Origin of the sequence: Salaquimonas pukyongi, assembly GCF_001953055.1 — a bacterium.
GTDB lineage: Bacteria > Pseudomonadota > Alphaproteobacteria > Rhizobiales > Rhizobiaceae > Salaquimonas > Salaquimonas pukyongi.
Map to the genome: position 1 here is coordinate 3,295,468 of NZ_CP019044.1, position 24,509 is coordinate 3,319,976.

The window sequence follows — 24,509 nt, forward strand, 5'->3', positions numbered from 1 at the left end:
CCGCTATTCCGCTGCCTGGCGGCTGGCGGCCGGTTTATACGGGAATACGCAGACAAAGCGAGCACCCCGTTTTTCGCCTTGCTCTATCCGTACTTCACCGCCGTGAAGTTCAACAAGGCTGCGCACGATTGCAAGGCCAAGCCCGGCGCCGCGCTTCTGGCCCTCGCCGTTTTCAAAGCGCTCGAAAATCGCCGCCAATTTGTTCTTGGGAATACCCGGGCCTTCATCCTGGACGCTCAGTTCAACCGCGTCATCCTGTCTGCGAACCTCGATGCATATGGTGGAGCCATCCGGAGCGGCATCAATGGCATTGGCGAGCAGATTTTGCAGTACCTGGCGGATTCTCGCCGGATCGCCCGTCATGCCCTCTGCGGCAGGGTCGACAAAATTGCCGGTTTTCAGGCCGAACCGCTTCAGCTTGTCGGCCTGCATGGCAATGCAGTCCTCAATCACCGATTCGAAATGCACCGTATCCAGATCGAGTACCATGGCCCCTGCGTCGATGGTGGCAAGATCAAGCACGTCGTCAATCAGTGCCTTGAGGACATCGGATGCTTGCGAGATATATCCAAGATATTCTCTCTGCTTGCCGTTGAGCTCGCCCGGTACATCGCTCGACAAAATCTCCGCAAAGCCGGCAATGCTGGTCAGCGGTGCCCGCAGTTCGTAGGAAACATGCTGCAGGAAACGGTTCTTCAGGGCGCCCGATTCCTCAAGCGCATCGTTTCGCTCCTTAAGGGCCCGCTCCACATTGGCAGCGGCTGTCATGTCAGCAAAGGTCAGCATGGACTGACCTGCGGGAAGATGAACCAGATGATAGTCGAGGATCATGCCGGTATTGAGTTCAAGCCGGTCAACCAGGTCATCGCGGGTGTCGCGTACCCCGGTAATTTCGAGCCGAAGGGATTCCCATCGCTCTGCATCGTCAAGAAACGGCTTGATTCGGGTTGAAAGCTCGTTGACGTGCTCACCCGCGATATCCTCCGGTTTTTCAACGCCCCACAAGGTGAGAAAGGCAGGGTTGGTCAGCCGGACCCTGCCGTCAGAGCCAAACACCGCAACGGCCTCATTCAGGTGATCCAGGGTCTCGCCCTGGGTTCGCATCAGCGAATTGTAATCGCTTCGAAGCGCCAGTTCCTCGGTGACGTTTTCAAACACCCAGCTTGTGCCGCCCTGGTTCTGCGGGTTTATGATGACGCGCAAGGTGCGGCCGTCGGGAAGATGCCAGGACTCTTCCTTTGCCTCGGTGGACTGATAGGTAGCCAGCAGACCTTCCTTCCACCTCTTCCAGTCGGGCGTCTCCGGGAGTTTCCGGTTGGAACGCAGCATCTCCAGCAGATCACCATTGGACGGATTGTCTTCAACATCGCCGGCGGCAAGGTCCCACAATTGCTGGAAAGCGGAATTGTGGAACTGAAGCTTCTGCCGGGAATCGAAAATGGCGATTGCGGTTGTCAGATGATCGAAGGTTTGCTCGTGACTTGCGATGGTGTGTTTGAGCGTTGCCCTGACAGCCTCAACTTCGCTTCTGTCAATGGCGATTCCGGCAACACCATTTTCATTGGCGGCACATGAAGCGTCCATCATCCGCCGGTCGCCGGCGACCACAGCCGGCAGCTGCCCGAAAAAATGCTTGCCTTCCTCGAGCGCCGATTGGATGATCTGGCGTTCCTTCTTGTCGAAAAGCGGCCGGTTTTCCGCGATGGCCTTGTCGGGATCGTCAAGTTCCACCGCTTTGGCATAGGCAGGGTTGGCATAGGCAAGCTTGCCGTCACGGCCATTTATCCAGAATGCCTCGGGGAGTTTTTCCAGCAGTGCATCAAGCAGGGAAAAGCGCCTGCCCAGCCTGTCATGTTCGGCTTCAAGCCGCGCCAGTTCCGAACGCATGGAATCAAGCGGCAGAAAACGCACAAAGGCATGTCCGCCCGAAACGCGGCCCTGGGCCTCGAACATGCTGCCCTTGGCGGTTTCAAGGCTCAGGTCGAATTGGTTTCCGTCTTTCCGCAGCACTGCAATGGCGGCATCAAGCCTTCCTGCACTGTCCGCGTTGAGCCATCCACCGAAGGCAAGAAAGCTGTCGGGCTCTGCGGGGGCATCTTCCGACTGGGCGAGTTGGCCGATCACCTTCGGCTTTTCCGCCGAACCGTCCCAAACGACGATGCGCTGATCCTTGACCTCCACCAGTGCTGCCAGCCGGTCCCGGTCGGCGCGCAGGCTGGAGAAGTTTGCCCGCAATTCGGCGTTTTCCTCCCCGGTGCGCGCCCGCTCCCGAATAAGCCAGAACGCTGAAAGAAGGGCAAAGGACAGCGCACCGCCGAAAATCCCCAGCGGCAAAACCGATGCATCATCAATGGTAAATGGCGCAGCAGCCGCGCCGCCGGGCAGCCCCGCCAGACCGGCCAGCGCCAAGCCGGCTGCGGCACGGCGCCGGAATACAATGGCGCAGCTTGAATACAGGCCGCGCCTTATCCCTTCCAGCCGTGATACAACGCCTGTAACTCCCGCATTGACTGCGGGTCCTCGTAGTCGGGTTTCCCCAGGCATGTCCGGGTCCTCTGCCGCTTGGTTCCCTAGACCGCCCTGCCGAATATCCCGGTTTTCTACCGGGTATGGTTTTGATTCGGTCTACATTACAACATTTGCCGAATCGCCCGGTAGCAAAAAAAGGCCACAGACAAATCTTGCCAGATCTGTCAACGGCCAAAACACAATATATTGTGGGTAGGGGAGGAAAAATTAATACCGGTAGTGTTCCGGCTTATAGGGGCCTTCCGGCGTTACACCGATATAGTCTGCCTGTTCTTCCGACAGGCGGGTCAGTTTCACACCGATCTTGTCCAGATGCAGCCGGGCAACCTTTTCATCAAGGTGTTTGGGCAGGATATAGACCTGGTTGTCGTACTCCCCGCCCTTGGTCCACAATTCGATCTGGGCCAGAACCTGGTTGGTAAAGGATGCCGACATGACAAAGCTGGGATGCCCCGTCGCATTGCCAAGATTAAGCAGCCGGCCTTCCGACAACAGGATCATGCGATTGCCGGACGGCATTTCGATCATGTCCACCTGGTCCTTGATGTTGGTCCATTTGTGGTTTTTCAGCGCGGCCACCTGAATTTCATTGTCGAAATGGCCGATATTGCCGACGATTGCCATGTCCTTCATCTCACGCATGTGCTCGATGCGGATGACATCCTTGTTGCCGGTTGTGGTGATGAAAATGTCTGCGGTCTTCACTGCATCTTCCAGCTGAACAACCTCGAAACCGTCCATTGCGGCCTGCAGGGCGCAGATCGGATCGATCTCGGTAACCTTGACCCGCGCGCCTGCACCGCGCAGCGAGGCTGCCGACCCCTTGCCCACGTCGCCATAACCGCAGACGACGGCAGTCTTGCCTGCCATCATCGTATCGGTGGCCCGGCGAATGCCGTCGACGAGAGACTCTTTGCAGCCATACTTGTTGTCGAATTTCGACTTGGTGACAGAGTCGTTTACATTGATCGCCGGGAAGGGAAGATGGCCCTTTTCCATCATCTTGTAGAGGCGGTGTACGCCGGTGGTCGTTTCCTCCGACACGCCCTTGATTGCATGGCGCTGCTGAACGAACCAGCCGGGGCTTTCCTGCATCCGTTTCCTGATCTGGGCGAACAGGGCTTCTTCTTCCTCCGAAGCCGGGTTCCCGATCAGCTCTGTTTCACCTTCCTCAACCCGCGCGCCCAGCAGAATGTACAAGGTGGCATCGCCTCCATCGTCGAGGATCATGTTTGCCGTACCCTCGGGGAAGTGGAAAATCCGGTCGGCATAGTCCCAGTATTCCGGCAGGGTTTCGCCCTTGACGGCAAAAACCGGAACGCCGGCTGCCGCGATGGCCGCCGCGGCGTGGTCCTGGGTTGAGAAAATGTTGCACGAAGCCCAGCGCACCGATGCACCAAGGGTAACGAGGGTTTCGATCAGAACGGCGGTTTGCACGGTCATGTGCAGGGAACCGGCGATCCGGGCGCCCTTCAGCGGCTTGGAGGTTCCAAACTCCTCGCGAAGTGCCATCAGGCCAGGCATTTCCGTTTCTGCAATATCAAGCTCCTTGCGGCCGTAATCGGCAAGCTCGATATCCTTGATGATGTAATCTTTGTCAGCCATGAAACCATTCCGCTGTTGGCAATATCAATTGGCCCCGCTTTGGCCCGCAGGGACATCCGGCGGACCCTTTATCAGGACACCGGACAAGAATCAACGGCATATAAAGATATTGTTATGTGTTAATGAGCAGAGCCCAGGGTCATCTACTCATCTTCGCCGAAGCGCTCTTCCACCAGATTCCGCAGCGCCTCAAGCGCCTGCGATGATTGTGGGCCGGATGCGGAGATATGGATCGTGCAGCCCGGACTTGCCGCCAGCATCATCAGCCCCATGATCGAGGTTCCGCCGACGACATGGCCATCCTTGGAAACACGGATATCGGCGTCGAACTGTTCCGCACATTTTACAAATCGTGCCGATGCCCTGGCGTGCAGGCCGCGCTTGTTGATGATTTTGATTGCACGGGTTTGCGCGTCTTCACCCATTGGCGGCTTTCCGTCAGCTTCCATCCAGAAGTGCGCTCGCCACATTGATGTATTTGCGGCCCGATTCCTGGGCGGCGGAAACCGCATCCGCCAATTCCGCGTTCTCGCGGATGCTGGCCAGCTTGATCAGCATGGGCAGGTTGACGCCCGCGATCACCTCGACGATTCCCGCCTGCATGACGGATATGGCAAGGTTGGACGGCGTGCCGCCGAACATGTCGGTAAGGATGATAACCCCTTCCCCACGATTGACTTCCGCGACCGCATCCAGAATGTCCTGGCGGCGTTTTTCGACATCATCGTCAGGACCGATTGCGATGGTGGCAATATGCTCCTGCGGACCAACCACGTGTTCGACAGCCAGCAGGAATTCATGAGCGAGCTGCCCATGGGTGATGAGTACGATTCCGATCATCTTGCTATGCGATATCCCGTGCTGTGAGCAATGCAGTTTCCTTGCGGTCAGCGCGCCGGATTGTCAACGCACATGGTGCGATGTGGTTTTGGCAAGGCAAAATCCGGATGTCCCACCACCCATTCAAACCCTCAGTCCAAATCTGTTTTCCAGCACCGCCATCACAATGCGAACGCTCTGTGCCTCATGGCGTCTGGGCAGAAGGTATAACGGTATTGGAGAACAAAGCACCAGATCGCCAATATGGTCCAGATCGTTCTGCCCCGGCATGCGCTCCACCTGTTCATCATCCACCAGCCGGACAACAAGGTGGACCACCGCCGAGTTCTTGAAAGGCAGCGCAGCAATGCCGTAGCCGCGGATTTCCGCCATGCCGCGGATCGCCTCCGGTGCAACCGCTTTCAATCCGCCCTCGCTGCAAGCCAGCAACGCCTGATCGTCGGCAACAAGGGCACTTTCGACCCCTCTGGCCTTGCAGCGCTCCAGCAAGCCAAGCGCCAGCGATGTCTTGCCGCTGCCGGAGGGGCCCTCGATCAGAACTCCGAACCCGCCGATCTCCACCACGCTGCAATGGTGATTGCAGGCAGGCTTTGGACACTTTTCCTTGTCTGGATCAACTGTAGCTGCCGTCATGGGCGGGACGCTGCCTCCCCGGCCCTGATACGCCTTTGCTGCAGTAGGGGAAGCTGAAGAATGAAAAGGGCACCCCTTTCATTCCCGGAACGGTTTTCCGCGCGAATGGTGCCGCCATGGGCCTCGACGATTTGCCGCGAGATTGACAGGCCAAGACCCGAATTCTGTCCAAATCCCTGGGATTCCGGCCGATCCGTATAAAAGCGCTCGAAGATACGGTCGACCTTTTCGGCGGAAATTCCCGGACCGTTATCGGCAATGCGCAGGACAAGCTGGTCGCGGTCACGCTCCAGCGTCACCTCAATCCTGCCGCCATCTGATGGCGCAAAAGACTTGGCGTTGTCGATGATATTGATGATGACCTGCGCCAGCCGGTCTTCGTGGCCCTTTACCACAAAGGGCTTTGGTTTGCCGTTAGGCTGTCCGGAAGGGGTACGGATGTCGAGATGGATTTCGGGCATCGCGCTGTCCGCCTCCTTCGACGGCGTGTCGCGGGCCATGGAGACAATATTGGCGACCAGGGCTGCAAAATCGACGGTATCGGCCTGTTCGCGGGCCAGTTCCGCATCCAGGCGTGAAGCATCCGAGATATCGGTGATCAGCCGGTCCAGACGTTTCACGTCGTGCTGGATCACGCCGTAGAGCCGGGTTTTGGCTTCGTCGGTTTTGGCAAGGGGCAGGGTTTCAACCGCGCTGCGCAGGGACGTCAGCGGGTTCTTCAACTCATGGCTGACATCGGCGGCAAAGCGTTCGATGGCGTCGATGCGCGAATACAATGCCGCCGTCATGGAGCGGATTGAAGCTGAAAGCGTTCCGATCTCGTCTTGGCGGTTGGAGAAATCCGGAATTTCCTCGCGGGATTCAACGCCCTTGCGAACCCGGTTGGCCGCTTCCGACAGCTTGCGCAGCGGGGTGGCGATGGTGCCGGCCAGAAGCACGGACAGCACGATCAGCACGATGGCGGCAACGAGAAAGATGCGCAGGATCGCCAGGCGCTCTTCGGTAACGATCTTGTCGATCTCATTTCCCTCGGAGGAAAGCAGCAATACACCCGATATCACCCGCAGGCGCTGAATGGGAACGGCGACGGAAATCACCTGTTCCCCTCTCTGGGTCATGCGAACCACGGTCGACGGCGAACCGGTCAATGCCGAAACGACTTCCGGATAGTGAATGCCTGTATTGGGATGTTCCACATAGGTTGGCAGGTCGCGGCGCTGCAGAAGCCGGTTGAGAAAGTTTCCGATGCGCGAAATCATCCCCTCCGGCTCGTCCTCCTGCAGGGCCGGAAGGTTGTAGCGGAGTACCTTGCCTCCGGCATACAGAAACTTGGTGTCCAGCACGAGAATGCCGTCCTGATCATAGACCCTGGCCCGGGTACGCGCAGGTTGCACCAGGGAGCGCAGCAAGGGCGCCACCACTTCAGGGTTTACCGGAGAGGCCAGATCGTCGAGCGGCGAAATGGTCGGCGAGGTGGATTCGCCTGCCTGCAACTCCAGCAGCTTGTCGGGATCGACGGTAATCGTGCCGATTTCCATGGTTGCCTGTGAGGCAATGGCACCGGCGATGATCTTGCCCTGGGCAACGAGGCTGTCCTTGTAGGCTTCGACCAGACCTTCGCGAAACTGGTTGAGATACAAAATGCCCGACAGCAGCACGGCAAGTGCCGACAGATTGAGGAAAACGATGCGCCTTGTCAGTGATGAAAAGAGCAACTGCCGCGCCCGCTGAAAAATGCGGTTGGCATCGCCGGAACCTTCGACCCGTTGCGCAGGTTCGCCGCTGTCCGCGTTTGCGGGATGTTCATCATCTACAGGTTTTTTGCCATCGCCTTCTTCGGTTGCGGCCTTCGCAACAGTATCCTGCTCCGTCTTGTCGCCGCGCGCTTTCCGTCCCCGATAAGAGGCAGAGCTCTCGTCGGGCATCGTATCGCTGTCTTCGCCAGCGGAAGCATGGGGCGGCTGCTTGTTTGGGCCGAGTTCCATCCGAATCAAGCCTGTCCTGCCGGCGGGCACCGCCACGCGGCGCCAATGACCGGGCCGTATATAGATAATGGGCTTTGTTCCGGCGTGCAATCAAGCAAGGCTAAAGCAGATGGCTCATGATTCCCTGAAGCGATAACCGACGCCATACAGGGTTTCGATCATCTCGAAGTCGTCATCATGCGCCTTGAACTTCTTGCGCAGCCGTTTGATGTGGCTGTCGATCGTCCGGTCGTCCACATACACCTGATCGTCATAGGCTGCGTCCATCAGCGCATCGCGGCTCTTGACGACACCGGGACGCTGCGCCAGCGCATACAGAATGAGGAACTCCGTCACGGTCAGCGTGATCGGCTTGCCCTTCCAGGTGCAGGTATGGCGTTCCTGGTCCATGGCCAGGTGCCCGCGCTCCAGAAGCTTTGCTTCACCGCCACTGCCGCTGCGCGATCCACCTTCGTTGATCGCTGCCGCCCGCCGCAGCACCGCCTTGACCCGCTCGACCAGAAGCCGCTGGGAAAACGGTTTCTTGATGAAGTCGTCGGCACCCATCTTGAGGCCGAACAGTTCATCGATCTCGTCATCTTTTGAAGTGAGGAAAATCACCGGCAGATCAGACTTCTGCCGCAGGCGCCGCAGCAGTTCCATGCCATCCATGCGTGGCATCTTGATGTCGAAAATGGCAAGGTCCGGCCTGCGGGCCATCAGCCCGTCCAGGGCAGAGGCACCATCGGTATAGGTTTCGACCCGGTACCCCTCGGACTCCAGCGCGATGGAAACCGAAGTCAGGATGTTGCGGTCGTCGTCGACAAGGGCAATGGTCGGCATTTCGGGATCGGCTCCGGTAAGAGTTTATTTCCCGCTATACAGGGAAAGGAATTTCGTTGCGCAGTTCTTTCAAAAATACGCGCAAATTGTGACGCCGGACAACCTGCTTCAATATCCTTCATCAAGGTAAACGGCAAAATCATTGAAACCAAACCGTCTGCGGCCCGCCACATTTGCGGCCCAAGGCGCTGACTTGCAAGGAAAAATCGGCCTCAATACCGTGCACCGTGATGGCACGGATTTCAATCGTTTAAAAATTTTAAACCGATTAATAAACTGATTTATTTGAGTAATCCTGCACCGTTTATTGTCTGAAAACAGGTTTTAAAGTATGAGAACGGACCTCCGATATCACGGCAGGAAGGAAGGCAGCTTGGCTGGGCAGAACCCGTCAGCGCGACAGAGGCTTATTCTAAGGGTGTGCGGCGGCATGCCGGGAGACAGTTCATGAAACAGATCGGTACATACAACACCAGCCACGATCTTTCTGCATTCGGCTTTTCCGGTCTGAAGGCCGTCCGCTGGAACTTGACAGCGCCCGCGCTGTACGAAGAGTCGGCCCGGCGCAATGAAAGCCGAATTGCCGAAGGTGGTGCACTTGTGGTGGAGACAGGACAGCACACAGGCCGCTCGGCAGCGGACAAGTTCGTCGTTCGCGATGCTTCCACCGAGGACACGATCTGGTGGGACAACAACAAACCACTGCCGCCTGAGGCATTTGAAATTCTCAAGCAGGACATGCTGCATCATGCCGAAGGCAAGGAGCTCTTCGTTCAGGACCTGTATGGTGGCGCCGACCCGGCCAATCGCATCAAGGCACGGGTGGTGACTGAATATGCGTGGCATTCCCTGTTTATCCGCAATCTTCTGATCCGGCCGGAGTTTTCCGAACTTGCCGGTTATGTTCCCGATATGATGATCGTCGATCTGCCAAGCTTTAAAGCAGATCCCGCCCGTCATGGCTGCCGGTCCGAAACCGTCATCGCCTGCGATCTGACGAGCCGGATCGTTCTGATCGCCGGAACTTCCTATGCCGGCGAAATGAAGAAATCGGTATTTACGGCGCTCAACTATACGCTGCCTGAAAAGGACGTCATGCCGATGCACTGTTCGGCAAATGTGGGCGATGAAGGTGATACGGCCGTTTTCTTCGGTCTGTCGGGCACCGGAAAGACAACGCTTTCCGCCGATGCTTCCCGCACCCTTATCGGCGATGACGAGCACGGTTGGGGTGAAGATGGCATCTTTAACTTCGAGGGCGGTTGCTATGCCAAGACCATTCGTCTTTCACCGGAAGCCGAACCCGAGATTTTTGCAACGACACAGCGTTTCGGCACCGTTCTGGAAAACGTTGTGCTGGACGAAAACCGCATTCCCGATTTCGATGACGGGTCGTTGACGGAAAATACCCGCTGCGCCTATCCGCTGGATTTCATTCCGAATGCCTCGCAAAGCGGCCGAGCGCCACATCCCCGCAACATCATCATGCTGACGGCCGATGCTTTCGGTGTTCTGCCGCCAATTTCACGCCTGACCCCCGCTCAGGCAATGTTCCATTTCCTTTCAGGCTACACCGCCAAGGTTGCCGGCACCGAAAAGGGCGTGACAGAACCGGAGGCAACCTTCTCCACCTGTTTCGGCGCGCCGTTCATGCCCCGTCATCCCTCCGAATATGGCGATCTTCTGCGCAATCTCATTGCACGTCATGGCGTAAGCTGCTGGCTGGTCAATACCGGCTGGACCGGTGGCGCTTACGGCATTGGTTCGCGGATGCCGATCAAAGTTACCCGCAAGCTGCTTTCAGAAGCGCTGAACGGCAATCTCAACAATGCCGAATTCCGCGTCGATCCCAATTTCGGCTTCGAGGTACCGGTTTCGGTCGACGAGATTGATGACAGCATTCTCGATCCGCGCTCGACCTGGGCTGACGGCAGCGAATATGATGCGCAGGCCCGAAAACTGGTCAACATGTTCCGCCAGAACTTCGTCAAGTTCGAAGACCATGTCGATCAGGAGGTGCTGGCTGCTGCCTCGGTGGCGCTTCAGGCTGCGGAATAGTCTTTCGATACTGAAAGCTATCTGGTTGAAGTTCAAAAAAAAGCCCGGCAGCAGGCCGGGCTTTTGATTATCCGTGTGCGGTCAAAATAAAATCAGTGAAGCCGTACCGGCATCAACTGGTTGTCCATGGCGTAGGCGGCGGCGGTTTCCAGATCAGGGCAGACTGCCAGCAGATTGCCCCGGGCGGAAAAAACGCCCAGACCGGACACGGTTTTTGCAGATGGCACGCCGGCGGCGTATTCTTCACCGCTCACCGGACGGAAATAGGCAAGCTGGCCTTCGCCGAGAAGCAACAGTTCTCTTGCGGCAACCTCATCCAGCGACTGCTTCCAGGCTTCGGCTTCCGCCGTATTTTCCGGTTTTTGATTATCATCCAGCATGGCGGCTACTCCTTACTTGCTGTTGCCGATCTTGATCTTCTTGACCTTGAGCTCCGGCTCAAGGTGAACCAGATCGACCGACAACAGGCCGTTCATCAATTCCGCGCTTTTGACTTCAATGCCGTTTGCCAGAACGAAGCTCTTTTGAAACTGCCGTGCGGCAATACCGCGGTGAAGAAACTCTCTCGACGGATCGGGCTCCTGCCTGCCGGTGATTGTCAGCTGGTTGTTCTCCAGCGCAATGTCCAGCTCGTCTTCCGAAAATCCGGCAACGGCGAGGGTGATCCGCAACAGGCTCTCTTCCTCGCCTGTGATGCGCTCAATGTTGTAAGGGGGTAGCCGTCGCCATTGCTGCGGGCGATTTTTTCAGCCATGCGCTCGATTTCCTCGAAACCAAGCATGAGCGGGCTGCCGAAATGAGATACGCGATTCATGGTCCTGTCCGATCCCTGTTCGGAAGATGACTTCCGGTTGGCAATCTTGCATGCGGCCCGATGGCACCGCATTCAAGTCAGGATATGGGGTCAAACTTCGAAGGGTTCAAGGCAGGATCAAGGGATGACAAATGCGGCGGCTGTGATTATCAAGCGCTGACACAATTTCAATTGCGTTGAAGTAACCAGGTTCGCCGGCATTGGCGGGCGGCGAATTTTCCGGAGAAAACTGATGAATGCAGCAAAAACTGCCGAGCGGGTGAAGGCCGGCAGCCTGAACGTTGACAAAAAACTCTATGAATTTGTCAACAAGGAAGTCCTGCCTGGAACCGGTGTGCGGGAGAAAGCTTTCTGGCCGGGTTTCGGCAAGATCGTGGATGCCCTGACGCCGAAAAACCGCGAACTGCTGGCCCGCCGGGAGGAACTGCAGGAACAGATCGACCGGTGGCATCTCGACAATCCCGGAAAGCACTCCGATTTGAAGGCCTACAAATCCTTTCTGAAGAAAATCGGCTATATTGTACCGGAAGGAAAGCCGTTCTCGGTAACCACTTCAAGAGTGGATGACGAGCTTACCACCATTGCCGGGCCGCAACTCGTGGTTCCTGTCATGAATGCTCGCTATGCCCTCAATGCCGCCAATGCACGCTGGGGATCTCTCTACGATGCGCTCTACGGCACCGATGTCATACCGCAGACCGGTGGGGCCGCGCCTGGCAAGGGCTACAACCCGGTTCGCGGCAAGAAGGTAATCGCCTGGGGCCGCAAACTGCTGGACCGCATGGCGCCGCTCAAAGACGGCAAGCACGCTCAGGTCAAGGCCTATCGTGTGAAGGGCGGCAAGCTGGCCGCTGAACTTGCCAAGGGCGAGACAACGCTGGCTGACCCCAAGCAGTTCGCAGGCTTCACCGGCGAACCGGGGAACCCGGACTCCATTTTGCTGGTCAACAATGACCTGCATGCGGAAATCATTGTCGATCCGGACCATCCTGTCGGCAAGGACGACAAGGCGGGGGTTTGCGATATCGTTCTGGAGTCCGCTGTTTCCACCATCATGGATTGCGAGGACTCCGTTGCCGCCGTCGATGCGGAAGACAAGGTCGTGGTTTACCGCAACTGGCTTGGCCTGATGAAGGGTGATCTTGAAGACACCTTTGAAAAGGGCGGCAAAAGGGTCACCCGCAGCCTCAATCCCGACAAGGCCTATAAAAAGCCGAATGGCCGGCCGGCGGCGCTGCACGGCCGTTCGTTGATGTTTGTGCGCAATGTCGGGCACCTGATGACCAATCCTGCCATTCTCGACCGCAATGGCGACGAGGTGTTCGAGGGTATCCTGGATGCGGTGATCACCTCGCTTTGCGCCCTGCACGACATTGGCCCCAAGGGCCGGCACCTAAATTCCCGCAAGGGGTCGGTCTACATCGTCAAGCCGAAGATGCACGGGCCTGAGGAAGTTGCCTTCGCAAACGAGCTGTTTGCTGCGGTCGAAGACCTGCTGGGCATGAAGCGGAACACCCTGAAAATGGGCATCATGGATGAAGAGCGGCGAACCACTGTTAATCTGAAGGAATGCATTCGTGCCGCCAAATCGCGGGTGGTGTTCATCAATACCGGCTTCCTGGACCGCACCGGCGACGAGATTCACACGTCCATGAAGGCCGGTCCGATGATTCGAAAAGGCGACATGAAGTCGTCGACCTGGATTACGGCCTATGAAAACAACAATGTTGATGTCGGGCTAAATTGCGGCCTTTCCGGCAAGGCGCAGATCGGCAAGGGAATGTGGGCGGCCCCCGACATGATGGCCGATATGCTGAAGCAGAAAATCGGGCACCCGAAATCCGGCGCCAATACCGCCTGGGTTCCTTCTCCCACAGCTGCCACGCTGCACGCGACCAATTATCATGAGGTGAATGTCAAAGCGGTTCAGAAAAAGCTGGCAAGACGCAAGAAGGCGAAACTGGACGACATTCTGAACGTGCCGGTGGCGATACGCCCCAATTGGGACAAGGCCGCGATCCGGCAGGAACTCGACAACAACGCCCAGGGCATTCTCGGCTATGTGGTCCGCTGGATCGACCAGGGCGTCGGCTGCTCCAAGGTGCCGGACATTCACGATGTCGGACTCATGGAGGACCGCGCGACCCTGCGCATTTCCTCCCAGCACATGGCAAACTGGCTTTATCACGGGGTCTGCAGGAAATCCGACGTCATGGCATCATTGAAGCGCATGGCAAAGGTCGTCGACAAGCAGAACAAGGGTGATTCCGCCTATCGTAACATGGCCCCGGACTTTGAAAGTTCCGTTGCCTTCCAGGCTGCCTGCGACCTGGTGCTGTTGGGCACCGAGCAGCCTTCAGGTTATACCGAGCCGGTTCTTCACCGCCGCCGCCGCGAACTGAAGGGCAGCTGATCTCAATCAGGTGTGCTCCAGCCGGTTCTTGCGGTTCCGTCAAAAGCGACATCGCATTCAAGACACGAAAAAACCCGCCGGATGGCGGGTTCATCATGCTCTGCAATATGGGCTGTCTTACTGGATCACCACCACCTTGGCGCGGCCCTTCACACGGTCGTAAAGATCGATGATGTCCTGATTGATCAACCGGATGCAGCCGGAAGATGCTGCCGTGCCGATGGATTTCCACTGCGGCGTACCATGAAGGCGGTAGAGCGTATCCTTGCCGTTCTTGAACAGGTAGAGCGCCCGCGCACCCAGGGGATTGTTCAGGCCAGGCTCCATGCCGCCATTGTCAGCGCTGTATCTTGCCAGTTTGGGCTGCCGGCGAATCATTTCAGAAGGCGGCGTCCAGGTTGGCCACTTCTTCTTCCAGCCGATATAGGCAGTACCCTGCCACTCAAAGCCCTGGCGGCCAACGCCGACACCATAGCGCATTGCCGTACCGCCGTCCTCGACCAGATACAGAAACCGCTTGGATACATCAACGACGATGGTGCCCGGCTTCTCATTGGTCACGTAGGGAACGCGCTGACGCAAATACTGCTTGTCCATCTTTTCAACGGGAATGCGGGGCAGTTCATAGCCTTCGTCGACCACGGCTGCATATTGCAGTCGCGGATTGGGGCCGCTGCGGCGTGTAAAATTGAACTTCGGAAAATTCGCAACAAAGGCCGCACGGTCAAATGTGGGCATTTCCGGCTGAAAACCGGTGGAACTGCAGCCTGCAAGCAACACCGCAGCCATTGCCGCGAGAAAGAGTCGAGAGAGTTTTTTCATGGGATTCCGCCGTTTTGGGAGGCCCGTTCGTACCTCGGATTTGAACGAGCGGCCATTCTGCTTCCGTTTGCGCGATAACAGAGTGGGCATTCTGCCAGCAAGCAAAATAAGAAAATGACTTTAGGTAATGCCGCGATGTTGCAAATATGGCACGTTCAGCAGACATGTTTTCATGCCGCCGGGAGCTTGCTACGATGGGCAATTCCAGCTTGAATCGGATGTATCATGCCCATTGTCCAGATCGCCGGCAACAATCCGCTCGTTGACGGGCGGCAGTCTGAAAAAGCGCTGATGGTCCAGCGTGGCATGATACGCCACCTGGAAGATGCCGGCCATGCCGTTCTGCCGGAGTTTCCGCTTGCCAATGGCCGCCGTGCGGACCTGCTTTGCCTGGACCGGAAGGGCAGGTTCACACTCATTGAGATCAAGTCGTCGGTGGAAGACTACAAGGTTGACCGCAAATGGCCTGAATATTCCGGCTTTTGCGACTATTTTGCCTTTGCCACCTGGTCTGGTGTGCCGGCAGGCATCTTTCCCCAAACCACGGGTCTTTATGTTGCCGATGCCCACTATGCGGAGTTGCTGCGTGAGCCGCCGGAGCAGACGATGCATGCCGCCAGCCGAAAGGCACTCACACTGCGCTTTGCCCGTCTGGCTGCCCAACGGGCTGAGCGCATTGCCCGCTTTGCCGAAGCCGGCGATCTTGCTTTCGACCGGCTGGACTTCGATAAATCAGCGGATTGAATGATCTTCAGCGCGGTGCCCGTTTGGCCAGAATGCGTTGCAGGGTACGGCGATGCATGTTGAGCCTGCGCGCTGTTTCAGAGACGTTGCGGTCGCACAGTTCATAAACCCGCAAAATATGCTCCCAGCGGACCCGGTCCGCTGACATCGGATTTTCCGGTGGTTCGGCCTTGTCTTCCGGCTTGCGCATCAGCGCCGCATAAACCTCATCGGCATCAGCCGGTTTTGCCAGATAATCCACCGCCCCCAGCTTTACCGCGGTGACCGCCGTGGCGATGTTGCCGTATCCGGTCAGAACGATGGCGCGGCAATCGGGCTTTGCCTTGCGGATAACCTCGATCACATCAAGGCCGTTGCCGTCCGACAGGCGCATGTCCACCACCGCGAAGTCAGGCGGATTTGCCTTCACAAGGGCAACCGCGCTGGCCATGGTTTCCGCCATGTCCACCTCAAAGCCGCGTGCTTCCATGGCGCGGCCGAGCCGCGTCAGAAACGGCCGGTCATCGTCCACCAGCAGCAGCCGCCGGTTTTCGGGCATGTCTGCCTCGATCTGTGTATCCTGTGTCATCAGCCTAATTTAGGGTCCATGCGGCAATTGGAAAAGGAAAACTTTTGCCGCAACTCTATTGTGCGGATTTTGGCGAAGCCTGTTCGAAGTCGGCGCGGTTCCAAACCACTTCGACCGCTGCACCGCCTTTGGCCGGCTTGTTTCGGAAGGTGAGCATCGCGCCACTGCGTTCAAGCAGGGTTTTTGCAATAAACAGCCCCAGCCCCAGCCCGCCGCCGGTATCCATGTGGGAAGCGGAGTGGTGGGAGATGAACGGTTCGCCGATATGCTCCAATACGGCAGGCGAAAATCCCTTTCCGTCATCCGAAATTGTGATGGCAACTTTCTGCTGGTTCCAGCTGGCGGAAAACGTCACACGGGTTTCTGCAAAGTCCACGGCGTTTTCCAGAAGATTGCCGAGACCGTAGATAATGGCCGCGTTGCGCCTTGCCACTGGCAGCGGCGGTTCGCCTTCCAGGCGGATATCGATTACCGCATCTCCCAGCCGGTAGGGCGCAGCGACCTCTTCCAGCAGGACGCCAATGGAAAGCGTGGTGATATTTTCATCTTCCTCGGAAGAAAGGGTGGATATCTTTCGCAGGATTTCCCGGCAGCGGTCTGCCTGACTGTGCAACAATTCCATATCTTCCTTGAGACTGCTTCCCGTTTCCGCTTCACGCAGCATTTCCTTGGTCACCAGCGAGATGGTCGCCAGCGGCGTTCCCAGTTCGTGGGCCGCCGCCGCCGCCAGGCCGTCCAGGTTCGAGATGTGCTGTTCGCGCTGCAAAACCAGCTCGGTCGCCGCAAGGGCATCGGCAAGTTTGCGCGACTCGTCGGCCATCCGGAACATGTATACCGCAGTGAAGGCCATGGTAGACGCAATGGCCACCCATATGCCGGCCTTGATCTCCAGTGGCAGGACAATTCCACCAGGCTCGAACCATGGCAGCGGCTGGTGAAAGAAAACCAGCAAGCTTGTTGCAGCAAGTGCCAAAACAAACAGTAGCGCTGTATACTTCGCGCGTTGTGTCGCAGCCGAAACGATAACGGGCACCACCAGCAGGATTGAAAACGGATTCTGAATGCCTCCGGTCAGATACAACAGCGAAGCAAGCTGCAAAATGTCATAGGCGAGCAGTCCCATGACCGCTGGCCCGCGCCAGCGCACATTGCCCGGATAGCGAACCCGCAGGAACAGGTTGAGCCAGGCAGACATGGCGATCACCAGCAGGCACGGTAACAGCAGCATGTCGAAGCCCATCACGAAATGGATGAACAGCACGGCAACGGTCTGACCAACGATGGCAAGCCAGCGGATACGAATGGTCGTGTTCAGGCGAACGGCCAGGCTGTCGCCATTGCCGGGCGAGGTACTGGTTTCCGTCAGCATTCTATTTCGTTGCAACATGGCGCTCTGTATGTGCCGGGAAACCGGTCCCGTGTTACCGTGGTTTCGTTCTGACCGTCGCCTGCGCAGTTGCCGGATCTTCCGGCCAGTAGTGCTTGGGATAGCGCCCGCGCATTTCCTTCCGCACGTCCTGCCAGCTGCCCGCCCAGAAACCCGGCAGATCGGTGGTGGTCTGGACCGGGCGCATGGCCGGCGACAGCAGTTCGAGCGTAACCGGTAGCGGTTGCGGCAGCAATCGGCTTGCAATTGCCGGATGCCGGGTGAGGCCATAAAGCTCCTGTACCCTTGCCCGAAGCACCACCTTTCCGCCACCCTCATAGTCAAGGCGCTGTTGGCGGCCGGTCGGTAGGGGCCAGTTTTCAGGGGCGATCTGCAAAAGACAGGTCATGGCATCGTGCCCTGAATAAAGATACAGGCCATCGGTGATCTTGCCTGCCTTGATGTCCGAAGGGCTCTTCGCCCCGGACAACAGCGGCAAAAGCCAGTCTTCCATGCTTTCCTGAAGCGATGCTTCATCAACGGGAGGAAATTTTTCTGGCAGATGATGACGGGCAAACGCCATTCGCGCAAGCAGCGCGGGCACCGCGCCTTCGCGAAAAGCTGGCAGGGCGGAAAAAAGCCCCTCCTTCCGGATCAGGCCGGCAATGGCTTCTTCCAGCCGGTCACCGGCTTTCAGGGGAACGGTTCGGGAAGAAAGCTCGAGGCGATCCAGTTGCTCAACCATACGCGCCCGAAAAGTGCCGCTGGCCTGGTCAAGTTCGATCACCCGGTTCTGTTTGATGCGCGCTTCGTGGAGGGCTCTGATTTCGGTGGGCTCGATGGCCACAGCACGCAACACGCGTGCTGAAGCCGCTGTCCCCTGAAGGTCTGCCACCACGATGTGTTTTTCCTGCGACAGAGGATCGGCTGCATCAAGGCGTGCACGCCTGCCATTGGCAAGACGAAACGATATCGAACCATCTGCGCTCTGGCCCATATTGGCGGCAATGCGGTCGGGATAGGCGAGGGAAAGCAGTCCGCCGACAGTTGTATCGTTCGGCAACTTGACGGCCGGTCTTCCCTCATGGGCTATCGCTTTATCCGCCAATCTCCGCGCTGCTGACTTGATGCGTTTTGCGTACGGCCCTTTATCATTCCGCAACCGGTTCAAGCTGTTCTCAAGATCGGTACCTTTGCCACCAAGGCTCGGCTCTTCGATCAGCAGGGCTGAAAGTGCGGCAAGCTGGAGAAGAGCGGAAGAGGTCGCAGACAATACCATATTGGCAAGCCGCGGTCTTGCGGGCAGCTCACGCATTGCGCGGCCCTTCGCGGTGATAATGCCGTTTTTGTCCAGCGCGCCCAATTGCTGCAATGCGGTCAGCGACGCCTGCCAGATGGCAGCAGGCGGCGGATCAAGCCATTTCAACGTCAGGGGATCGGTTACCCCCCAATCGGCCAGATCGAGCACCAGATTTGAGAGATCGCTCTCCAGTATTTCCGGCCGCTCGAATTCGGCAAGGGAAGCAGTCTGGCTTTCATGCCATAATCGGATGGCCCTTCCCGGAGCAGTCCTGCCCGCTCTGCCGGCGCGCTGTGTCACAGAGGCAAGCGATGCGCGCACCGTTTCGAGCCGAGAAACCCCGGCAGCAGCATCATAGCGCGATACCCGGGCAAGGCCGCAATCGATGACAGTGGTAACGCCTTCGATGGTAAGGGAGGTTTCGGCAATCGATGTCGCCAGGACGATTTTCCGCCTGCCTGGCTTCGGCGCCGCGATGGCGGCAAACTGATCTTTGGGATCAAGCGCACCATAGAGCAGGTGAATGTCGACATCATCCGGCAAATTGACCGGTTGCAGCAACCGGTCATGCACGCGGTGAATCTCCCGCTGGCCCGGCAGAAAGCAAAGCAGGCTGCCGGCATCCTCCTGCAGGGTCTTGCGGATCGCCGAGGCCATGGCCTGGTCAAGGTGTTCGTCGGCCTGGCGGGTTCGGTAGGAAATCTCCACCGGAAAGGACCGGCCGGCACTTTCGATGACCTTCGCACCGTCAAGCAGTTCAGCCACCCGTGCGCCATCCAGCGTTGCGGACATGGGAACAAGGCGCAGATCCGGCCGCAGCGCTTTCTGGCTGTCCAAAGCCAGGGCCAGGCCGAGATCGTTATCGAGACTGCGTTCGTGAAATTCGTCGAACAGCACGGCGCCAATGCCTGCAAGTTCCGGATCGGCGACGATCATGCGGGTAAAAATGCCCGATGTGACAAATTCGATCCTCGTCTGCGGGGAAACCTTCGTTTCGTGCCGGACACGATACCCCACACGCCTGCCAACGGGCTCACCCAGCAGGGAGGCGACATGAATGGCGGCAGACCGGGCGGCCAATCGTCTCGGTTCCAGCACAAGAATTCTGCCATCGCGAAGCCAGTTGCAGGAAAGCAGGGCCGGCGGGACGCGGGTCGTCTTGCCTGCACCCGGCGCTGCCACCAATACGGCGCATGAAGCGTGTTCAAGCACGTTGAGCAAATCCGGCAGTACATCATCGATCGGCAGTCTGCCGGCATTCATTGTGTAGCCGCCTGTGAGTACATGGCTTACCCTGTCAGCTCGATGACCCTGCCGCCTGCCGCCGCCGCATCGGCGGGGTCGTGGGTTACCAGCAATACCGGTAACCGGCGGCTTCGGGCTTCGGCGAAGACGAAATCCCGGATTTGCTGGCGCAGGTCCGAATCAAGTTTCGAAAACGGCTCATCCAGCAGCAGTGCCGATGGTTGTGCAAGCAGCACCCGCATCAGCGCCACGCGTGACTGCTGACCACCGGAAAGGGTTGCCGGGTCCCGGTCGGCCATGCCCGCAAGGCCGGCTTCTTCCAGTGCCGCATCAATGCGGTCCCTGCGCGCGCTGGAATCCAGTGCCGGATCATGGGGCAGGGCAAAGGAAAGATTGCCGCCAACGCTCATATGCGGAAACAGCAAGGCATCCTGAAACAGCAATCCCACCCTGCGGTTTTCCGCGGGCATGCTTGTGATGTCATTGCCGCCGAGCGTCACGCCCCCCGCCGCTGTAAAAGCCGGGTCGAGAAAACCGGCGACATAGGCAAGCAGGCTGGATTTCCCGCAGCCTGATGGCCCCATCACCGTCAGCACTTCGCCAGGTTCGATACAGCCATCAAGATCGATCAGGCGGCGTCCGGCAAGTTCGATCTTCACGGCGTGAAAACACAGGGAACTGGCGGCAGCCGCGTTACGCTTTGTTTCAACGGTCATCCGGTTTTCATGCCCTTGCGCCTTGCGAAGAGCAAGGCCGGTACAAGGGTAGCCACCAGAAAACCGGCGAAAGGAAGCGCCATCTGCAGGAAGGCATAGACCCCGATCACCCTGCGGTCACCACCTGCGGCAAGTCCGACGGCTTCTGTCGTCAGGGTCGGCCAGCGCCCCGCGCCAACGAGCAAAGTGGGTAGGTATTGGCCGATGGAAACGGCAAAACCGATCGCGGCCGCCGCAAGGATGGCCCGCAGCATCATCGGCATGCGGATACGCCAGAAGATGCGGTTGGCCGTCGCCCCAAGCGAGGTGGCAATCTGTCCGTAGCGCCCGTCCAGCGCACGCCACGGGTCTGACAGGGATAAAAAAACATAGGGCAGGACAAAGACAATGTGGACCATGACCACTGCCCAGAACCAGCCATTGAGGCCCACCGCCAGAAACAGCATCTGCAGGCCGAAGAGAAATGCAGGTTGCGGCACCAGCAAGGGCAGATAAACGATTCCAAGTGCTCTAGTGCCGCCGCTGCGGCCAAGCCGTGTTTCGCGCTCCAGGCAAGCCAGGGTCAGGCAAACAGCAGCAAGGGTGGCGATGAAGGCAATGTTGACGGTTATTGAAAGCGGCACGCCGACTGCCTGAAGGTGACGCGACCATGTTTTCATGCTCCAGGATGCAGGCAGGGCATCGGGAAATGCCCAGTAGCCGGCAAACGACCACAGGGCAAGCGCACCGAGGCCAGCGAACACCAGTCCTGCCGCAAGACTCATGGCTGTGCCGGCAGCGATCCGGGCCGTCCGGTCGCGCCGCCAGCGCCGGCCCGACGCAGAAAATCGCGCTGCAATGGCGCTGCCAATGCGTTCAAGCATGAGCCAGATCAACAAGGCGGCAGCGGTTAGCAGAAACTGCAACACGGCACCGGCAGATGCCATGAAGCGGCGGGTCAGATCCGGATCGTTCATCCAGTCGACCAGGCGCACGGCCAGCGGTGCGGGGTTGGTCGGCCCCAGGATAAGCGCTACATCCACCACCGAACTCGCATAGGCGATCACTGCAAAAACGGCGAGGCGAATCTGGCGGTAGAGCGGCGGGCCAAGCACCAGCAGAAAGCCCGCCATGCGGCCATATCCCAGGCCGGTGGCGATCTTCTGATGAGCATCGGGCTTTACCTGGGGCAGGGCCGCCAGCAAAACCAGAAAAAGGAACGGGACCTCCTTGATCACCAATCCGGCCATCATGGCAAAACCCCAGGGGTCGTTGAGAATCTGAACATCCGGCGGACGGGTGAGCCCGGTAAGTTCCGGCGAGATCAAACGCATCAGCCAGCCTGACGGTGCGATCATGAAGGCAAAGCCGAAGGCTGCAGCGGCATGGGGAATGGAAAGGAGTGGCGAAACCAGATGCTGCACCCGGGCAAAAAACCGCGTATTCGACCATGCTGCAAAGAACGCCATGACAAGGCAAAGCGATATGAGCGTGGTTATCAGACCTGCCGACAGGCTGATCCAGGCCGAACGCCAAAGCCCCGGCTGGGCAAAAAGGGAAGAAAAATGTTCGGTGGTGAATTGATGTCCGCCAAGGGCAGGAAAAATGCCAATTGCCGGCAGCAAGGTTGCCAGTATTCCGCACAGTATCGGGCCAGCAAGCATGAAAATGGCAAGATGCGGAGCATATCGCAGCATCAGCTGGAGCCCGATGCGTTGTAGGGCCGGTAAGCGGACACAGCGGCGGCGGGTATTGCAGCCGGCCCGATCAGTTGGCCACCCCGTAGCGGCGCATCCATTCCTTCTCCAGCTCCTCCATCCAGGAAGCATGCGGCTCGTTAAGCGTCGGCCCGAGTTCCGATGGCTTTAGCGTGGCAATACCCAGATCGAGCTCGTCGAATTGCAGGCGGTAGGTTTCCGGCAGGCTGCTGATATCCAGCACGGTAGGATCGCCCCAAACGGCGGGGTCTTGCTTGCGTGCCTGGGCTTCCGGTGAAATCAGGAAATTGGCAAAGACGAGCGCGCCTTCCTTTGCTGCCGCATTGTAGGGAATGGTGACGAAGTGCGTGTTGCCGAGCGTTCCGCCGGAAAAAACGAAGGAGCGCACGCTGTCTGGCAGTTCATTGTTTGCAATGGCGTTGGAGGCTTCCGCCGGTGAAAAGGCGAAAGCGATGTCAATTTCATTGTCGGCAAGAAGTTGGCGGAGCGCTTCCTTGTTCTTTGGAAAGGTCCTGCCGCTGCGCCACAAGTTGGGGTGCATGCGGTCCAGTGCGGCGAACAGTGGTTCCACGGTCGTCTCGTAGTTTTCCGGATCAACCGGTTTCAGCAGCGCCGAAGGGTCGGCAACGCTCTCCGTCAGCGCCTGTTTCAGGAAAGAAGAGCCAACAAAGTCCGGCGGCGCGGGGTAGGTAAAACGCCCCGGGTTCTTTTCCGTCCAGGACACCAGTTCGGCAAACGAATCCGGCATCTGAAGGCCGCGTGCCGTGTCGTGGAAAAACACCATCTTGGCCATTCCCCAGGGCGATTCCAGACCGTCGGTGGGTTCAGTGAAGTCGGTCAGGATGGTAGGCTTGTTCTTCCAGTCGACATACTGCCAGTTGGGCAGTTTCTGAGCCCAGCCAGTTTCAAGCAACAGGCCCTGCTTCTTCATGTTGACGAAGTTTTCGCCATTGATCCAGATGAGATCGATGTCGCCATTTTCATCCACACCAGCGGCCTTGGCGGCAACAACGGCGGAAACGGCATTGGCGGTGTCGTCGAGTTTGGTGTGCACGACAGTCACCCCGTAACGCTCTTTCACCGCATCGCCGGCCCAGCGGATGTATTCGTTGATGTTCTGCGCGCCACCCCAGGCATTGAAATAGACGGTCTGGCCGCGCGCCGCCTCTTCTATGCCTTTCCAATTATCCAGATCGAGCGCTTTTGCGCCGGTGGCCGTCATTGCCAGCATAACAATAGCTGTCAGAAGCTTTTTCATCCGAGCAATCCCCTTTTGCGGACGCGTTTACCGGTTTCTAGCGACCGGTGCGCCAGGCGGCAAAACACGGTAGCGTGAACGGGTTCACCGGCTTCGGTCAGCGCTCCATATCCACGGCCACACGCCCGCGCACCTTGCCATCGACGATATCCTGGGCCGTGGAAATGATGTCGTCAAATCCTATGACCGAGGTAATATCCTCCAGCTTGCCCATGTTGAGATCCTGTGTGATCCGTTCCCACGCCTCGATGCGCCGTTCCTTCGGCTGCATGACAGAGTCGACGCCAAGCAGCGCTACATTGCGCAGGATAAACGGCATAACGGTTGCCGGCAGGTCAAAGCCCTGGGCAAGGCCGCATGCCGCCACTGCGCCGCCATAGCTTGTCTGGGCAAGCACATTTGCAAGGGTGTGGCTTCCCACCGCATCAACGCCGCCGACCCAGCGCTCCTTGCCAAGCGGCTTGCCCGGTTCGGAAAGCTCCTTTCGGTCGATGATCTCGGCTGCTCCAAGATTTGTCAGGAAATCGGCCTCTTCGGGCCGGCCCGTCGAAGCGATAACATGGTAGCCAAGCTTGGCAAGAATGGTGATGGCAACGGAACCGACGCCGCCATTGGCACCAGTGACCACGACGGGGCCGGATTCCGGTTTAATGCCGCGTTCCTCCAGTGCCATGACGCAAAGCATAGCGGTATAGCCTGCCGTGCCGACTCCCATGGCCTGGAGCGGGCTCAACTGCTTGGGAAGGGGAATGAGCCAGTTGGCGGAAAGACGGGCAAGTCCCGCATAGGCCCCCCAGTGGGTTTCGCCAACGCCGAAACCGTTGAGCAGTACCTTGTCACCCGTCTTGAAGGCGGAATTTTCGGAATTGACCACCGTTCCGACGAGGTCGATGCCGGGCACCATTGGCCAGTGACGGACGACGGGGCTCTTGCCGGTTATCGCCAAACCATCCTTGTAATTGACGGTGGTTGCCTCAACTCGGACCGTGACGTCTCCTTCCATCAGGTCCTCTTCGTTGAGTTCAACGACATCGACGCTTTGTTTCTTCTCGTCATCACGGGAAACAAGAATGGCCCGAAAGCTCGCGCTCATC

At 58.2% G+C, this 24,509-nt stretch carries 19 protein-coding genes and 1 pseudogene; 3 read left to right on the forward strand and 17 right to left on the reverse strand.

The genetic code is table 11. The features are described from left to right. Positions 1-3: 3 nt before the first annotated feature. From BVL55_RS15900 to BVL55_RS15930, 7 genes are all read right to left on the reverse strand, one after another. Positions 4-2,409 (reverse strand): PAS domain-containing sensor histidine kinase, encoded by a 2,406-nt coding sequence (locus BVL55_RS15900; RefSeq protein WP_162841531.1) that lies wholly within the window; start codon positions 2,407-2,409, stop codon positions 4-6. Between the two features lie 327 nt (positions 2,410-2,736). Then, entirely contained in the window at positions 2,737-4,134 is a 1,398-nt protein-coding gene (gene ahcY, locus BVL55_RS15905; RefSeq protein ID WP_075997717.1) for an adenosylhomocysteinase, read from the reverse strand. Between the two features lie 143 nt (positions 4,135-4,277). After that, complete coding sequence (locus BVL55_RS15910) at positions 4,278-4,583, reverse strand: HPr family phosphocarrier protein (protein ID WP_156892641.1); 306 nt, start codon at positions 4,581-4,583, stop codon at positions 4,278-4,280. After that, positions 4,573-4,974 carry a PTS sugar transporter subunit IIA gene (locus tag BVL55_RS15915; protein ID WP_075997718.1) on the reverse strand — a complete coding sequence of 134 codons (402 nt, stop codon included), beginning with the start codon at positions 4,972-4,974 and terminating at the stop codon, positions 4,573-4,575. The genes BVL55_RS15910 and BVL55_RS15915 overlap by 11 nt, the downstream gene beginning before the upstream one ends. Before the next feature lie 123 nt (positions 4,975-5,097). Further along, positions 5,098-5,607, reverse strand: coding sequence for an HPr kinase/phosphorylase (locus tag BVL55_RS15920; protein WP_075997719.1), 510 nt, complete (start codon positions 5,605-5,607; stop codon positions 5,098-5,100). Continuing rightward, on the reverse strand, positions 5,604-7,592 hold the full coding sequence (locus tag BVL55_RS15925) for a sensor histidine kinase (protein WP_244530543.1): 1,989 nt from the start codon (positions 7,590-7,592) through the stop codon (positions 5,604-5,606). The genes BVL55_RS15920 and BVL55_RS15925 overlap by 4 nt, the downstream gene beginning before the upstream one ends. Positions 7,593-7,706: 114 nt before the next feature. Then, positions 7,707-8,414: a response regulator transcription factor gene (locus tag BVL55_RS15930; RefSeq protein WP_075997720.1), complete on the reverse strand. Its 708-nt coding sequence runs from the start codon at positions 8,412-8,414 to the stop codon at positions 7,707-7,709. A 447-nt stretch (positions 8,415-8,861) separates the two neighbouring features. On the opposite strand from BVL55_RS15930, the gene BVL55_RS15935 reads away from it, so the two are divergent. Next, the gene (locus BVL55_RS15935) at positions 8,862-10,472 is read left to right on the forward strand and encodes a phosphoenolpyruvate carboxykinase (protein ID WP_075997721.1); all 1,611 of its coding nucleotides are present in this window, start codon (positions 8,862-8,864) and stop codon (positions 10,470-10,472) included. Positions 10,473-10,564: 92 nt separating this feature from the next. On the opposite strand, the gene BVL55_RS15940 is transcribed toward BVL55_RS15935, so the two are convergent. Continuing rightward, positions 10,565-10,852: a DUF1150 family protein gene (locus tag BVL55_RS15940; RefSeq protein WP_075997722.1), complete on the reverse strand. Its 288-nt coding sequence runs from the start codon at positions 10,850-10,852 to the stop codon at positions 10,565-10,567. Between the two features lie 12 nt (positions 10,853-10,864). Continuing rightward, positions 10,865-11,286, reverse strand: a pseudogene (locus BVL55_RS15945) (Hsp20 family protein). Between the two features lie 232 nt (positions 11,287-11,518). On the opposite strand from BVL55_RS15945, the gene BVL55_RS15950 reads away from it, so the two are divergent. Then, positions 11,519-13,699, forward strand: coding sequence for a malate synthase G (locus tag BVL55_RS15950; protein ID WP_075997723.1), 2,181 nt, complete (start codon positions 11,519-11,521; stop codon positions 13,697-13,699). A gap of 117 nt (positions 13,700-13,816) precedes the next feature. On the opposite strand, the gene BVL55_RS15955 is transcribed toward BVL55_RS15950, so the two are convergent. Beyond that, positions 13,817-14,521: a L,D-transpeptidase gene (locus tag BVL55_RS15955; RefSeq protein ID WP_075997724.1), complete on the reverse strand. Its 705-nt coding sequence runs from the start codon at positions 14,519-14,521 to the stop codon at positions 13,817-13,819. Between the two features lie 225 nt (positions 14,522-14,746). Between BVL55_RS15955 and BVL55_RS15960 the strand changes: the two genes are divergently transcribed. Next, positions 14,747-15,265 (forward strand): MmcB family DNA repair protein, encoded by a 519-nt coding sequence (locus BVL55_RS15960; protein ID WP_075997725.1) that lies wholly within the window; start codon positions 14,747-14,749, stop codon positions 15,263-15,265. 7 nt (positions 15,266-15,272) lie between these two features. Here the strand turns inward: BVL55_RS15960 and BVL55_RS15965 are convergent, their stop codons facing one another. The 7 genes from BVL55_RS15965 to acuI form a co-directional block, all read right to left on the reverse strand. After that, positions 15,273-15,833 (reverse strand): ActR/PrrA/RegA family redox response regulator transcription factor, encoded by a 561-nt coding sequence (locus BVL55_RS15965; protein ID WP_075997726.1) that lies wholly within the window; start codon positions 15,831-15,833, stop codon positions 15,273-15,275. Positions 15,834-15,888: 55 nt separating this feature from the next. Further along, complete coding sequence (locus BVL55_RS15970) at positions 15,889-17,220, reverse strand: ActS/PrrB/RegB family redox-sensitive histidine kinase (protein WP_428977266.1); 1,332 nt, start codon at positions 17,218-17,220, stop codon at positions 15,889-15,891. Between the two features lie 34 nt (positions 17,221-17,254). Beyond that, on the reverse strand, positions 17,255-19,762 hold the full coding sequence (gene hrpB / locus BVL55_RS15975; protein WP_075997728.1) for an ATP-dependent helicase HrpB: 2,508 nt from the start codon (positions 19,760-19,762) through the stop codon (positions 17,255-17,257). A 26-nt stretch (positions 19,763-19,788) separates the two neighbouring features. After that, on the reverse strand, positions 19,789-20,460 hold the full coding sequence (locus BVL55_RS15980; protein WP_075997729.1) for an ATP-binding cassette domain-containing protein: 672 nt from the start codon (positions 20,458-20,460) through the stop codon (positions 19,789-19,791). After that, positions 20,457-22,136 carry an ABC transporter permease gene (locus BVL55_RS15985; RefSeq protein WP_075997730.1) on the reverse strand — a complete coding sequence of 560 codons (1,680 nt, stop codon included), beginning with the start codon at positions 22,134-22,136 and terminating at the stop codon, positions 20,457-20,459. The genes BVL55_RS15980 and BVL55_RS15985 overlap by 4 nt, the downstream gene beginning before the upstream one ends. Before the next feature lie 70 nt (positions 22,137-22,206). Further along, positions 22,207-23,415 carry an ABC transporter substrate-binding protein gene (locus BVL55_RS15990; RefSeq protein ID WP_075997731.1) on the reverse strand — a complete coding sequence of 403 codons (1,209 nt, stop codon included), beginning with the start codon at positions 23,413-23,415 and terminating at the stop codon, positions 22,207-22,209. 97 nt (positions 23,416-23,512) lie between these two features. Then, a complete protein-coding gene (gene acuI, locus BVL55_RS15995; protein ID WP_075997732.1) occupies positions 23,513-24,508 on the reverse strand; it encodes an acrylyl-CoA reductase (NADPH) in 996 nt (331 codons plus the stop codon). Position 24,509 lies beyond the last annotated feature (1 nt).

Excerpts from the sequence above, each read along its gene's own strand:
- ahcY (WP_075997717.1), bottom strand. The coding sequence starts at position 4,134 with ATGGCTGACAAAGATTACATCATCAAGGATATCGAGCTTGCCGATTAC.
- BVL55_RS15910 (WP_156892641.1), bottom strand. The coding sequence starts at position 4,583 with ATGGAAGCTGACGGAAAGCCGCCAATGGGTGAAGACGCGCAAACCCGT.
- BVL55_RS15915 (WP_075997718.1), bottom strand. The coding sequence starts at position 4,974 with ATGATCGGAATCGTACTCATCACCCATGGGCAGCTCGCTCATGAATTC.
- BVL55_RS15920 (WP_075997719.1), bottom strand. The coding sequence starts at position 5,607 with ATGACGGCAGCTACAGTTGATCCAGACAAGGAAAAGTGTCCAAAGCCT.
- BVL55_RS15925 (WP_244530543.1), bottom strand. The coding sequence starts at position 7,592 with ATGGAACTCGGCCCAAACAAGCAGCCGCCCCATGCTTCCGCTGGCGAA.
- BVL55_RS15930 (WP_075997720.1), bottom strand. The coding sequence starts at position 8,414 with ATGCCGACCATTGCCCTTGTCGACGACGACCGCAACATCCTGACTTCG.
- BVL55_RS15935 (WP_075997721.1), top strand. The coding sequence starts at position 8,862 with ATGAAACAGATCGGTACATACAACACCAGCCACGATCTTTCTGCATTC.
- BVL55_RS15940 (WP_075997722.1), bottom strand. The coding sequence starts at position 10,852 with ATGCTGGATGATAATCAAAAACCGGAAAATACGGCGGAAGCCGAAGCC.
- BVL55_RS15950 (WP_075997723.1), top strand. The coding sequence starts at position 11,519 with ATGAATGCAGCAAAAACTGCCGAGCGGGTGAAGGCCGGCAGCCTGAAC.
- BVL55_RS15955 (WP_075997724.1), bottom strand. The coding sequence starts at position 14,521 with ATGAAAAAACTCTCTCGACTCTTTCTCGCGGCAATGGCTGCGGTGTTG.
- BVL55_RS15960 (WP_075997725.1), top strand. The coding sequence starts at position 14,747 with ATGCCCATTGTCCAGATCGCCGGCAACAATCCGCTCGTTGACGGGCGG.
- BVL55_RS15965 (WP_075997726.1), bottom strand. The coding sequence starts at position 15,833 with ATGACACAGGATACACAGATCGAGGCAGACATGCCCGAAAACCGGCGG.
- BVL55_RS15970 (WP_428977266.1), bottom strand. The coding sequence starts at position 17,220 with ATGTTGCAACGAAATAGAATGCTGACGGAAACCAGTACCTCGCCCGGC.
- hrpB (WP_075997728.1), bottom strand. The coding sequence starts at position 19,762 with ATGAATGCCGGCAGACTGCCGATCGATGATGTACTGCCGGATTTGCTC.
- BVL55_RS15980 (WP_075997729.1), bottom strand. The coding sequence starts at position 20,460 with ATGACCGTTGAAACAAAGCGTAACGCGGCTGCCGCCAGTTCCCTGTGT.
- BVL55_RS15985 (WP_075997730.1), bottom strand. The coding sequence starts at position 22,136 with ATGCTGCGATATGCTCCGCATCTTGCCATTTTCATGCTTGCTGGCCCG.
- BVL55_RS15990 (WP_075997731.1), bottom strand. The coding sequence starts at position 23,415 with ATGAAAAAGCTTCTGACAGCTATTGTTATGCTGGCAATGACGGCCACC.
- acuI (WP_075997732.1), bottom strand. The coding sequence starts at position 24,508 with ATGAGCGCGAGCTTTCGGGCCATTCTTGTTTCCCGTGATGACGAGAAG.